Below are 12,928 nucleotides of genomic sequence, written 5' to 3'. Positions count from 1 at the left end.
CAACCCCCTTAATCTATTTGATATTCAATGTCTTGTAAAAAAAAATATTTTTAAAAGATTTTTTTTAATACACGGTCATCTGTTGGAGAAAGGGAGATATGCCCTACCGTTTTGATTTTCAATAATAAAAAAAATGCCTTCATTGCTGAAGGCATTTTTTGATTACGGCATATCTACTCTCGCCATAGTGACGGCATTTGCACTGCCATTGTTTAACGGGTAAAACCGACCATTGAATTTCTGGTAAAATTCAATTCCAAGGACGATCATTATATGATCCATAGAGTTTAGCGATAACTGCTGCACCAGGTTAATAGCCGGCTGCAATTGCAAGCCGAGCTCAATTTCCGGAGTGGTTATACTTGTTCTCAGGACAGATCCCGACTCGAAGTTAATCTCAGCAGCAGCACTAAACAGCTTAAAATGGGTAGCGCCATCAGGTACATTGATACTCTTCGCGGGGATGAACGCCTTTGTATCTACAGTGGCTAAACCTTTTGCCCGGTCAACGTCCGCCAGAAACTCCGCCATAAATGTTGCGCTGAACGGACTTTTATCGTTGAATTCGAATTGCTCCAGTAAACTGGCATTACCGGTTATGATATTGCGCTTTCCGCGTTCACTTTCAGTATCCTCGTTCTGTGCAAATTTCACGGCTTGTACTAATCTGCTGGTCATGCGATTATCTGCAATCTGTGATAACACGCTGCTGAATGCAGATCTTATCAACTTTCCTGCTTTAGCTGCTCTTCCGAATTCCTGTCCGTTTTCCCTTGTACGCGCATACGCCGGATCTGTTGCAATACGATCAGCACTCACTGTTGATTTTAGTTTCGCCATTAATCCATCACGCGATCTGTAAAACGTAATATCTCCGAGCGTACCCTGAATTTTACCTGTTCCTATTTGTCTGGCCATAGTAAATGTGTTAAATTTGATGCGCAACGTTTGTACTGGCACGTTGCACTTAAGCCATTCCCTTTTAACAAACAATGTCTGCAGCTACTGTCGTTTTCGGGATGTGTTTAACAATATTACAGACCAGTGCAATGCTAAAAAAATGTAGTGACCATATCTTACACATTTTGCCCGTATTGTCCAATTTGACCGTTTATGACGCATGCTATTCCACCAAGAGTAGTGATCTATGTAAAAGACGTAGAGAATATTACAGGCCTGAAGAACCGTACTGCCAGAAGATTTTTACAGAAAGTAAAAGAACACCTGGGCAAAGCAGATCTCGAACTTGTAACCGTACAGGATTTTTGTAAGGTGACAAGTATTCCGGAAGATGTGGTACGATCTTATTTAGTCGATTAATTAAAATTGCTTAACTCCAAAGCAGGATTGAATTTCGTTTCCTTCTTCACATTTATTCTGGTATGGTTTAACATGGTTTTAAGGTATATTCTTCCATGTATAAAAAAGAAATATGCAGTAATTTCTTGTCTGTATTTCATGGTAATTTCATGTATGGCTACTGTATATACAATCCCTATATAAGCCCTCTATAAGCCCTCTACAACACCTCTATAACACCTCCTTATATAAGGAGGGATTATAGAGGTGTTGTATTTGTTTCAATACTGTTTTTTATGTAAATTGTAGTACTAATAAAATACTATATGGCCAGACTTAAAGGAGCGATAGATTTAGCCGGAAAACTTGGAGGCTTATCTATTTTCAAGAGAATAGATATGGATGGATCAATTGTCCGAATGCCAGGAGGGGCAACCAAAAATAAAATAAAAAATGATAAGAATTTCGCAAGAACACGGGAGAACAATCTCGAATGGAAAGGTGTTGGAAAAGCTGCAGGTAACATCAGGAAGGCAGTGATACATGTGAAACACCTCGCAGACCATAACATTACGAATGATTTTTCAACATTATGCAAAAAGATACAACTGCAGGATACCGAAAATGAGCGCGGTAAAAGATCTATTTTGCTATCCAAGCACAGAGATTTACTGGAAGGATATCACATTACCCGAATTAATTCTTTTGATGGAGTGGTAAGGCTTCCATTGAAATATGAGATTGATAAACAAACAGGTAGTGCCTGGGTACAATTCCCTAATCTCACACCGGAAATAAACCTGTTTATCCCATGGCAATATCCGGTATTTAGGTTTATCATTTCTCTACAAGCTGTCAGAGATCTGCACCATGACTATGCTAACAATGACACAATGGCCGCTCCGGTAGTTTATACCGCGTGGAAACCTACCGCACAAAATTATACAGGAGAGCGTATTGCAGTCCAATTTGAAGAAGGATGGGAAATGGATGACTCCTGGACGCTTATACTTTCTGTAGGGCTGGAAATAGGAAACCCTATTAGTAATAATTATACAGCTATAGCGAAACGTGCAGGTTCTGCGAAGATATTGGCGTTAGCGTGATACCAAACAGAGAAAACTTTTCACCGTTCTATTCCAATCAGACAGATTTTACTGCGGTGCAGTCTAAAAGTGTTTTTAATGTCGCTGTATTAATAGACATACCGATACTGAATTTCATTAATCGTCCCTTTAACTTTAACACAAAAAAATAAAGAGAGCTATCAGGGCTGGCGCAAGCACTACTCCGTAGCAAAACAGAGACCGTTGTATTTTTCGTAAGCCCATTGATTGTATATCTGCACACCGACGGTATGTAACCTTAACTTTCAACTCTTTGCCGGCCTCCGAAAAAGGACTGTGGGACAGGCAGTGAAAAACTCCGGGCTGTTATATGATAATGGAGATGCCAGCTATCTGGATCGGCTTACGACACCATCTTTAATAATTGTCTTGTCGGTTAGAAAGTTTTTATAATTGTCAAAAGGGCTATTGTTCCAAATAAGGAGATCGGCTTTCTTTCCTTTTTCAATCGAGCCATATTTATCATCGATGCCCAAAGCAGTTGCACCATTTATAGTTGAGATCTGTAGAATTGAAGGAACTGTAAATCCATATTCAGCTAACAATAACTGCTCGGAGATCATTGCCTTGCCGCCATTAGGCCAGTCAGTGCCCATTCGGAGTATTATTCCTTTGTCAAATGCTTGTTTGACGTAGCCCATAAATACTTTAAAATTCTCCCGGCACCTGGCTAATTGTGCTTCGGATAACGAGGTATCCATCTTGTTAGTAAAATAGGCTAACCCATACGGCTCGGCCATCAGGTGGATCGATGTAGAAAATGTCGCATTGCTTTTTGAAAGCTTGCTGATCAAAGTATCTATCGTTGCCGGCTTTTTGTCGTGGATAAATCGAAACATTTCTAACCTCTCTAACTGGCCGTTTGCATGGCCCGGGCCATAATATTTTTTCATATCCAGACTGAATTCTTCGCGATCGTTTTGCATATACAGAACGCTGTTCACCAACGTTAATAAATGTTCATAGTTGTGCAAGCCAATAGCTAATGCAGTATCTATAAACATGATATTCTGGTCAACATGCCCGTAAACTTTCATTCCCAGGCTATCAGCCGTCTTAAACGCCGCTTCAAATTCCGGTCTGCGCAGCTTCCAATAAAGCTTGATATGCCTGATGCCCAACTGTTGGTAGGAGATCACCTTTTGTTTTGCAGCCCAGGGAGATTCCACAATAACATGATTAATATAAGGCTTGCGGCCTTCGTTTGAAATGAATGCCCCGCCTACGGTATAGATATCCAGCAAATTTGGTTGCGGATCATTATGCCAGTTAATTATCTGCGGCAACCATTTTTCAGATTGTCCCATGATCATTGCGCTGGTCACCCCATAAGGCAAATAAGTATCGGAAAGTCGTTTTCTATAAACTTCTAAAGAATCTTTGGAAAAATACTCAGGTAAGGGGCCATAGCTGCGATAAACATCAGTGGGATGAATATGCGTATCTACAAATCCCGGAGTTACCAGTTTCCCCTGGGCATCGATCGTATTCATAGCAGTAAAGATTTTTTTACCGCCGGTTACGTTCGAAATAATGCCACCTTTGATGAGGATCGTTTGGTTTGATACGATGGCCCCTGTTCTGCTGTCAAACACTTTCGCATTCTTTATGACCAGGTCAAATCTTTTTGCCTGCCCAAAGGAAGTAAGTGTGACAAGAAAAGCCAGTGTAAACGTAAATAATTTCATAATCGTGAAGTGGGTCTAAAGTTGCTCAAAATGGGTGGAAATATAAATTTAGTGAATTTTACTAATATGAAAAGGTTGGCGTTAAGTTTAATTTGAAAATCAAAAACTTCAGCATTAACTTGTTAAACTCACCTGAAATATAAAGCCATTTGGCCTTTGACACATCTTCTCAAAAGATTATAGTCATCCATGCCACTCTATGCCCGGTTATCAGCACAACAATTGTTCAAAATATTTGCCTCCTGTTAAAATATCCAAACACCTGATTCGTCAATAAACTTATATGAAAAAATTAATCAGGATAACTATCAAATGCCTGAAGATAGCATTTGCGTTACTACTATTATTGATAATCACTGTTTTAATATATATGAGACATCCACTATTCGGGGTAAAGCCTTCAGGAAAGAGATTAGAATTAATCAAACAATCGCCACATTATAAAGACGGGCAGTTCCAGAACATTCACAATACACCGCAACTTTCAGAGGGGTATAGCATGGGAGGCGTTTTATATGACTTTATGTTCAAAAAACGTTTGCGTTTGCGTCCGGTAGATTCATTACCCTCTGTAAAAACTGATCTGTTGGCGGTTGCACCTGATCAGGATGTATTGGTTTGGTTTGGTCATTCATCTTATTTTATACAGGCAGGAGGAAAACGTTTCCTTGCAGATCCAGTGTTTTCTGGCAGCGCTTCACCTCTGCCCGGGGGAACTAAGGCATTTAAAGGTGCTGATATTTACACAACTGATGATTTCCCTGTAATAGATTACCTGTTCATATCACATGACCATTATGATCATTTGGATTATAAGACCATGCTCGCACTAAAGAGCAAGGTGGGTAAAGTGATCTGTGGTCTGGGAGTTGGAGGGCACCTGGAAAGATGGGGCTATAAGCCTGACCAGATCATAGAAACAGATTGGTGGCAGGATGTGGATCTGGGAGATGGATTTGTTGTACACACAGCACCTACCCGTCACTTTTCAGGCAGAAGTTTTTCCCGGAATAATACGCTATGGCAATCTTATATATTGCAAACACCGGCCATGAAGATCTATATAGGAGGTGATAGCGGTTATGATACTCATTTTGCTGAAATAGGAAAAAAATTCGGTCCGATAGATTTCGCCATTCTTGAAAATGGCCAGTATGATCTTGCATGGAAGTACATTCATATGCAGCCGGAAGAGGTCCTGCAGGCTGCAAAAGACCTGAAGGCAAAAAGACTGCTGCCGGTCCACTCCTCCAAATTCACGCTGGGCAATCACCCCTGGGATGAGCCTTTACAGAGATTAACAGCAATGGCAAACATTCCGTTGGCTACACCTATGATAGGCCAGCTCGTGGACCTGCGCAATGATAAACAGATATTTAAGGACTGGTGGAAAGGAGTAAACTAATATGTAATAGTTCCAATTCGTGCTTTCAGTCAGGTACATCTAAACAATTCTCTGAAACAAAATGCTCCGTATTTAGGAATTCAACCCGGTTAACTTTATCATAATCAATACCATTTGGTTCGAAAACGCTCCTATTCCGGACACATAAAACAGCAAAGAAGCCGTCTTCAAAAATAATTGAGACGGCTTCTTTAATTTTTCCTGCGGGGCTACCGGAAACGAAGTTCAAACCGATATGATGCATGGCAAATAAAGAGACAACGAACCTGGAATCACTAAGGCCTGTCAAAATTTAATCCTAAGTTTCAGTGAAACAAGTTTATCATCTTTATAATACTCAAAATACCATTCATCGTTTTTACTAAAAACAACACCTTTTTCTACACCATTATCTGCAATAAAATAGTTTGGCATTGAAGTTTTCAGTAATGTCATTACCTTTTTAGGGGAGGTATCAATCAATTGGTAGCCAATGGCATTAGGCTGTGCATATAAAACATCCTTATTCTCAGTAATCATAGTGGGCGTGGCAGCAGCTTGCACAGGTATAGTACTCTCAGTCGATTGTGTAGCCTGAATAGCCCCGGTACTATCGTATCTGTAATGTGCATCTCTTAGAGACACAAATGCATTTTTTAACGCCTCTGTATACGCTGTATTCCACTCCTTCTCCCTGCTTATCCCTTCCTCGCTTTTATAGATAATTTGGCCCTGACAATCTTTTAACACCAGGCTTAAATCAGTGGCTAAGAATTTCTTTTTCGCTACAAGGTCCGCCCTTAATGCATTGCACTTATTGTTGGCAATATCCGCCGGCAGTACATCATTAGTCATGAAACACTTAAACCCTACACTTTCCAGCAAAAATTTCGTAAGCGTGTTTATCCCATACTGATCATCCTGTTTAAAAATATCAAATCGTTCAGGTACTAAAACATACTTGTAATTATTAATGGTATTCTGTGAACGGGCTACAATGGAAAAAACCATTGCCAGCAATAAGGTAATTACTTTCATATGTATGAATTATTTACGTATTGTAACGAAGATAAGCAAAACGTCAGTAAGAAAATGAAGGCCACACCTGAGAGATTCACTTAATACGATTGAATATGTTTAATTAAAACGGGATAGAATTAAATTAATTCTATCCCGTCAGCTTCAAAATCTTAATAACTTAGTTTTTAACGAATTTCTTAACGATCGTTTTACCGCCTTTATTGATAGTAATAATATATACGCCTGGTTCAAGCTTAGATACATCAATGCTGTTCGCAGTAATAACGGTGCTTATCACACGATTTCCTGCTACGTTTACTACACTAACTCTGGCACCGGCGAGTTCGCGGGAAGTGAAGTAAATAGTTTCAGTAGCCGGATTGGGATAAAGCGTTAATTCACTTTCCGCACTGCTTGTCGTTTTCTGTACAGTGGCTATTTTCGCTGTTGGTATTATCAGTTTCCATTGTCCGCATGTCTGGTTATTATTACCCCACTGACGAACATTTGCACCATTGGCCGAGCTTGCATTTTCTACTTCTACTACTTTGCCACTATGTTTAGGAATAATTTTATAGTATCCATCGCCGGTAGACTGCATTACAAAATGCTGGTTAAAAGTGCCAAAATAATCCCATTGGAACACATTTGCACCCTCGTTCTTACTTATACCATCCACGTCTACTACCTTGCCGCTTGCAACTACACTGATCTTATAAGTCCCATCACCCAGATGTGTAAACTGAAACTTCTGATTATTGCCTCCGGCATACTCCCACTGCTGAATGTTTCCGCCATTCTCAGATGCATGTTCTGCTGCAAGGTCCATATATTTGCCACTGTTGCGATTTTGAATAAACCAGGTACCATCTAAACCGGTTGTTCCGGTTGTGCGTATACGTAGTGATGTAACTTTATCATTTAATCCATCAGCTACCAGGCAACTAACATTTCCTCTGTATGTTTTAGAGGCACCGCTGAAATTTATGTCATCAAAAAGTGTTACTTCAAATCCTTCTGCAACTGTCAAACTTGATAATACATCGTTGTCGATACCTAAAGACTGTAGTCTGTCTAAATTATAGTCGCCTGCCTCCAGTCCATTAGCAAAACCTAAATAGTTACAGTCGTTGTAAAAGTTGGCAACTTCCTGCTGATTTTTGGTACGGATACCAAAGATCGTGTTCACTCTGTTTGCAAGATCCTTCAGGTTAATATTATTGTCGTTATACACCCAGTAAAATCCGCCTTTGGAATTACAATTATTTTTAGCGCTGGTCATTTTATTGGCTACTGTAGTTCCATTTTCATAATTCAGATCGCCGGTGTGCAACTGAATACCGTTTATGTTCCAATCACATGGATTGTTACCAGCTCCTCCTTCATACCATTGTAAATATACCTTGTCAACTGCGCCACTCCGTTGATTGTTGACATTAGTAGCCAGGCTCTGCCAGTATGCCTTATTCATGTAAGGTGCAAGCGTTGTTTTATAACCTATATCCGCTAACATAACATGAAAAGCGGTCGCAGAATTGACGTCATATGCTTCCTCATCATCGTTATTGATTGCATCGATGGAAGGTATGGCCGTCTTCAACGCCCTAAAATTACGGTAAAGGATACTTCCGGTACCGATACCCTGACTAGCAACCAGGTTTCTGATATTCGTGTAAGAGTGACTGCCCCAGCCACCGATACATGTTTCTACTCTGTTGATGGAAGTAACGCCGGTTTTAAGCGAAGTTACGTCAGCGACATAGTTTGGATTGGTAGAACCAAAGACATAGGTTCCGTTTGAGCAGATAGTTTGTCCGTCAGTTGTTAAATCACCATTTGCCTGAACAGTGACATCAAATAGGATCACATAGGTAAATCCGGAGGCTTTTAAGTCTGTAATGGTATGATTTCTTTCTCTACGGAAATGTCCGCCCACATAAATGCCCGATTGAGCAGAAACATACTCACTAATTAAAAGCAGGATAACACATAAAAGTTTAGATTTCATTTTCATAACGATACCAGTTATTAGAGGGTTTAAAATTGATTTATTAGTGTGGTTGACACAATTTCTTCAGGCTAACAGCTCATGGTATCGGGTTTAGGTATAGACTTTTTAAAGATACACAAACTAGTTCTAAAAAGTGTACTCAAAAAGTGCAGGAAATACCCAAAAAAATGACGGTAAGACATCTTTCCTAGTTTTAGGCCGTCTAAGTCCGCTCTGGGCCTGGTTATTTCATGGGAGTTTTTGTAATATTGTGATATGTTCGAATTCTTCCGCAAATATCTCGAAGATAAGATTAGCATTGCTGAGGCCGATTATCAACTGATTGAGTCGGTCTGTATTTTTAAAAAACTCCGGAAGCATCAATTTCTCCTGAACGAAGGAGATGTTTGTACCCATAGCGGCTTTGTGTGTAAAGGATTTCTACGCAAGTATAGCGTAAACGATAATGGTATTGAACACACGGTATATTTTGCGACTGAGAATTGGTGGATTTCCGATCGGCAAAGTTTAATGAATTGTACACCTTCCAGTTACAATATTGATGCAATTGAGGATGCAGTTGTTTTACTCATCAGTAAATCAAATATTGAAATGCTGAGTGAAAAGATCCCTGCCTTTAAGGATATGGTAAACCTGATCTTACAACGTAGTTTAAATGCTACTCAGGAACGAATTAATTACGCTCTCCGGTCAACGGCTGAAGAAAGATATAGCCAATTTTTAAAATCATTTCCATCCCTGGTTCACCGGGCTCCCCGCCATATGGTGGCATCTTATCTGGGTATTACTCCTGAAACTTTAAGTCGCATCCGAAAACAGATCTCCTCTAAATAATTCACTTCTCTTGATATTTATCAAGAATTTTTGAAGCAAATATCAATTTTATTCTGAATGGTGTGGCAGAACTTTGTTGCAGCGTTTAAAAGTTATGCCATCGATGCCATGCTCTCAACAAAAAGTAGAAACATCCTGGTATTACAGAAATAAGGCTGTGCTGACATGGGACGGTCTGGAGATCTATTCACAATTATATCTAATCAAAATGGAATTATCAAAACAAAGTCAGGAGACAAAATTGGTGCTGGACGGATTTTTTCAGGGCACAGGTAACAATGATACGGATGCTATTTCGGCTTTTTTAGCAGAAGATATAAGCTTTTATATAGCTGAATCCCCTTATATGCCCTGGACAGGAAAGAAAAATGGTAAACAGCAAGTTATTACAGCTTTACAACAGCTGATTGCAGCTCATAAAACTGAAGATGATGATTTTGAAATGGATCATATATTTATTGATGAAACAGAAGCTGCTGTTTTTGGAAAGGCAGGCAGAACAGTCAGGGCAACGGGTAAAAAATTTAAGGAACCATTCGTGATGCGGTTTACTGTGAAAGATCAGTTAATTACTAAATTCCTGATGCTGGAAGATTCACATAAGATAGAAAAAGCTTTTATTCAATAATTAGTGTAAACTGAGTACGGGCAAATTACCAATTATACCAGAAAAGAGAGATGAATTAAAATTGAAGCCGATATAATTTACCGAATATAAAACATATTTGGTTCGAAATTGCTCCGGTAGTGGGCACCAAAATATAGAACCCGCTCTAGTAGCGGGTTCTATATTTTAATTTGATTGCAGAACTAATACAACATAGATGAAAGAACACTTGTCCATTTTTCTTTTTGTGTAGGCATTATATTTATATCAAATATCAACTTCCCTGCGTTTAATAAATGAAAGTTATTAAATGAGTTTTAATAGCAGATAAAATGAAATAACCCAATTCCCTAAATCATTGTTATGAAGACCATTTCTATGAACCCTATGCCCTGGGCTTTCCGCCTTCTAAAAAGTAAAAGATCCCTGTTAACTGTACTATTATTAAGTGTATTGCTGTATTCCCTGCCAACTAACAGCCAGGTTATTAATCCCCGTACGCTTCCCCAGGATGACGGTATTGGAGATCCTTACATCCTTAGATTCAGAGGTAAATACTATTTATACTGCAGCTCAGGCGGTTACGGTGTTAAATGCTGGAGTACATGGAACCTTGCTGACTGGAACTATGAAGGGTTATGTGTACCCGTAACTGAGACCGCCATCAACGCAGCCTATGCTCCCGAAGTTATTTACAGGAACGGTACATTTTATATGTATACATCTCCGGGGGGTAATGGTCACTACATTCTGTCTTCTGCCAGCCCTACCGGGCCATTCTCCGTACAAACAGGAAACCTGGGCCACAGTATCGACGGTTCTGTATTTACAGACGATAATGCACAAATGTACTTTACTCATGCAGGTGGTGGCGGAATAGATGCCGCTACTATGCCCAGTCCCTTGTCCATCAGCACAGGAAGTACATTAACCGGTACATCGCTCAACGGCTGGACAGAAGGCCCCACCATTTTTAAACGCAATGGCGTTTATTACATTACCTATACTGGAAACCATGTTCAAAGCAAGGGATACCGGGTTAACTATTCCACAGCAGCAACAGCATTAGGCAGCTATAGTTCAGGCGCTAACAACCCTCTTTTGCTAAGTTCAGAGGGCAGTTTCTTTGGTCTGGGTCATAGCAGCTCTTTTATCGGTCCTGACCTGGATACCTGGTACATGACCTATCATAACCTGACAGCAGTCTACAACAGACAACTTAATATCGATCCTATGGGTTTTAATGGGGACAGGTTACTTGTATATGGCCCCACAAACTGGACGCAGCCCGCTCCTTTATTACCCACTTTTTATGACCGCTTTGACCGGGAAACTATCGGTAGCAACTGGACAAATGTCAATGGTGGTGTTTGGGGTATGTACAACAAGGAATTGATGTGGCAGGATACCAGAACAACGACACAATGGTACCGTCAGATTACAACGGCTATTTCCGCCGCTAACTATACGGCAGAATTTAACATGAAGGAAATGGAGAGAGGAGGAAACGCAGCCCGCTTTGGAGCCGTGTTTTCCTATATCGACGAAAATACTTTTGGTTCGGCATTGATCAGCAGTTTTAGTAATACACTCGAAACAGATATTAAAGTAAACGGAGTATCTATAGGTGTAAGTTCCACTCCACTACCCGCCGGATGGGATTATCTGAAATGGCATGTTATAAGAGTAGAAAAAGAAGGGACCACTTTCAAATTCTATCTCGATGGGATGCTGAAGTCTACCCGTACTGCAAACATTACTTCAGGCGGTAAGATCGGTGTAACTACTTATAATGATCATGCTGATTTTGGATACACTGCTTTCAGTAACCGGGTAAATGGAAGCGGTGTATTTAGTTTTTATAAACCTATTCCCGGAACCATCCCCGCAGTCCATTACAATGAAGGTGGTGAAGGTGTGGGATATCACGATCTTACAAGCGGAAACGCCGGTGGTAAATACCGCTCAGATATGGTGGATATACGTGATACCGAAGAAGGAGGAGAAAATATTGGATGGAACCAAAGCGGTGAATGGTATCAGTACAACGTAAATGTGCAATTAGCAGGTCCATATCATCTTGGTTTGAGATATGCTACCACTTACACTGCCTGCAAAGTACGTATTTACTGTGATGGGGCAGATGTTTCCGGCATCGTTGCTATCCCTGCAACAACAAGCTGGTCTGTCTGGCGTACAGCTGTCTTAAAAAACTTAAATCTTCCCGCAGGGAATCACACCATCCGTTTAGAAACCGTAGAGGGTGAATTTGATTTCTCCACACTGAAATTTGAATCGGGGACTACCACTGCTCCCGGTGGTTCAGATAACTTCGATTCCGGTAGCTTCTCAGGTTTATGGAATTTTAGCAACGGAGATTTCTCTATCTCATCCGGCCGGGCCACTATTAATGGTTTGGGCAAAAAGACAATGGGCAATGTTGGTTGGACGGATTATACGGTAGAAGCAGATGTGCTATGTCCTTCAGGGGGAAACGGAGGATTGATATTTCGTGTACGTAACCCTGCCGCAGGGGAATTGGGCATCTCTAATGTCGTTAGTTCTGATTACCTCCAGGGCTATTATGCGGGTATAGAAACAGGTGGTATTGTATTGGGTAAACAAAACTATAACTGGACCACACTTTCCTACAAGACACAAGCGCTTACCCCCGGACAGTCCTATAAACTCAGAGCCGTATTGAATGGTGCTAATATAAAGATCTATCTGAATGACATGACAACACCGGTCATCGACTATACAGATCCCGCCCCGGTAATGAGCGGTAAAGCTGGTATTCGGGTACATTCGGCTAATATGTCCTTTGATAACTTCCTGATCTCCGCAAGCACAGCAGCAACAACATCTCTGGAGCCTGTCAATTGCAAAATTACCCCGTTTGATAAATAAGTAAAAAGAGGGCGTCAAAAGTAATTGAGGCGCCCTTTTCTATTTTCT

The 12,928-nt window shown here is 40.4% G+C and carries 10 protein-coding genes; 6 read left to right on the top strand and 4 right to left on the bottom strand.

Translation table 11 applies throughout. The features are described from left to right. Positions 1-162: 162 nt before the first annotated feature. Entirely contained in the window at positions 163-918 is a 756-nt protein-coding gene (locus BM176_RS25010; RefSeq protein ID WP_090107083.1) for a hypothetical protein, read from the bottom strand. A gap of 195 nt (positions 919-1,113) precedes the next feature. On the opposite strand from BM176_RS25010, the gene BM176_RS25005 reads away from it, so the two are divergent. Both BM176_RS25005 and BM176_RS25000 read left to right on the top strand, forming a co-directional pair. Next, positions 1,114-1,320 carry a hypothetical protein gene (locus BM176_RS25005; protein ID WP_090107082.1) on the top strand — a complete coding sequence of 69 codons (207 nt, stop codon included), beginning with the start codon at positions 1,114-1,116 and terminating at the stop codon, positions 1,318-1,320. 305 nt (positions 1,321-1,625) lie between these two features. Further along, the gene (locus BM176_RS25000; RefSeq protein ID WP_090107081.1) at positions 1,626-2,405 is read left to right on the top strand and encodes a hypothetical protein; all 780 of its coding nucleotides are present in this window, start codon (positions 1,626-1,628) and stop codon (positions 2,403-2,405) included. A 350-nt stretch (positions 2,406-2,755) separates the two neighbouring features. Here the strand turns inward: BM176_RS25000 and BM176_RS24995 are convergent, their stop codons facing one another. Beyond that, a complete protein-coding gene (locus BM176_RS24995; RefSeq protein ID WP_090107080.1) occupies positions 2,756-4,114 on the bottom strand; it encodes an amidohydrolase family protein in 1,359 nt (452 codons plus the stop codon). A 370-nt stretch (positions 4,115-4,484) separates the two neighbouring features. Between BM176_RS24995 and BM176_RS24990 the strand changes: the two genes are divergently transcribed. Next, the gene (locus BM176_RS24990) at positions 4,485-5,519 is read left to right on the top strand and encodes an MBL fold metallo-hydrolase (RefSeq protein ID WP_255373581.1); all 1,035 of its coding nucleotides are present in this window, start codon (positions 4,485-4,487) and stop codon (positions 5,517-5,519) included. A gap of 285 nt (positions 5,520-5,804) precedes the next feature. Here BM176_RS24990 and BM176_RS24980 read toward each other — a convergent pair whose 3' ends face one another. Continuing rightward, positions 5,805-6,536 (bottom strand): hypothetical protein, encoded by a 732-nt coding sequence (locus BM176_RS24980; protein WP_090107077.1) that lies wholly within the window; start codon positions 6,534-6,536, stop codon positions 5,805-5,807. A 160-nt stretch (positions 6,537-6,696) separates the two neighbouring features. Then, positions 6,697-8,532, bottom strand: coding sequence for an RICIN domain-containing protein (locus BM176_RS24975; protein WP_090107076.1), 1,836 nt, complete (start codon positions 8,530-8,532; stop codon positions 6,697-6,699). 252 nt (positions 8,533-8,784) lie between these two features. Here BM176_RS24975 and BM176_RS24970 point away from each other — a divergent pair, with 252 nt between their 5' ends. The 3 genes from BM176_RS24970 (at position 8,785) to BM176_RS24960 (ending at position 12,880) form a co-directional block, all read left to right on the top strand. Then, complete coding sequence (locus BM176_RS24970; protein WP_090107075.1) at positions 8,785-9,363, top strand: Crp/Fnr family transcriptional regulator; 579 nt, start codon at positions 8,785-8,787, stop codon at positions 9,361-9,363. A gap of 208 nt (positions 9,364-9,571) precedes the next feature. Next, positions 9,572-9,991, top strand: coding sequence for a nuclear transport factor 2 family protein (locus BM176_RS24965; RefSeq protein WP_218162276.1), 420 nt, complete (start codon positions 9,572-9,574; stop codon positions 9,989-9,991). Positions 9,992-10,333: 342 nt separating this feature from the next. Next, positions 10,334-12,880 carry a family 43 glycosylhydrolase gene (locus BM176_RS24960; RefSeq protein WP_090107073.1) on the top strand — a complete coding sequence of 849 codons (2,547 nt, stop codon included), beginning with the start codon at positions 10,334-10,336 and terminating at the stop codon, positions 12,878-12,880. The last annotated feature ends 48 nt before the right edge of the window (positions 12,881-12,928 follow it).

Source organism: Chitinophaga sp. CF118 (assembly GCF_900112615.1).
GTDB lineage: Bacteria > Bacteroidota > Bacteroidia > Chitinophagales > Chitinophagaceae > Chitinophaga.
Note: the sequence above shows the minus strand (reverse complement) of the source record. Positions and strands in the feature narration are given on the sequence as shown.

Coding starts and splice junctions, on each gene's coding strand:
- BM176_RS24960 (WP_090107073.1), top strand. CDS start 10,334: ATGAAGACCATTTCTATGAACCCTATGCCCTGGGCTTTCCGCCTTCTA.
- BM176_RS25010 (WP_090107083.1), bottom strand. CDS start 918: ATGGCCAGACAAATAGGAACAGGTAAAATTCAGGGTACGCTCGGAGAT.
- BM176_RS24975 (WP_090107076.1), bottom strand. CDS start 8,532: ATGAAAATGAAATCTAAACTTTTATGTGTTATCCTGCTTTTAATTAGT.
- BM176_RS25005 (WP_090107082.1), top strand. CDS start 1,114: ATGACGCATGCTATTCCACCAAGAGTAGTGATCTATGTAAAAGACGTA.
- BM176_RS25000 (WP_090107081.1), top strand. CDS start 1,626: ATGGCCAGACTTAAAGGAGCGATAGATTTAGCCGGAAAACTTGGAGGC.
- BM176_RS24965 (WP_218162276.1), top strand. CDS start 9,572: ATGGAATTATCAAAACAAAGTCAGGAGACAAAATTGGTGCTGGACGGA.
- BM176_RS24990 (WP_255373581.1), top strand. CDS start 4,485: ATGAGACATCCACTATTCGGGGTAAAGCCTTCAGGAAAGAGATTAGAA.
- BM176_RS24980 (WP_090107077.1), bottom strand. CDS start 6,536: ATGAAAGTAATTACCTTATTGCTGGCAATGGTTTTTTCCATTGTAGCC.
- BM176_RS24970 (WP_090107075.1), top strand. CDS start 8,785: ATGTTCGAATTCTTCCGCAAATATCTCGAAGATAAGATTAGCATTGCT.
- BM176_RS24995 (WP_090107080.1), bottom strand. CDS start 4,114: ATGAAATTATTTACGTTTACACTGGCTTTTCTTGTCACACTTACTTCC.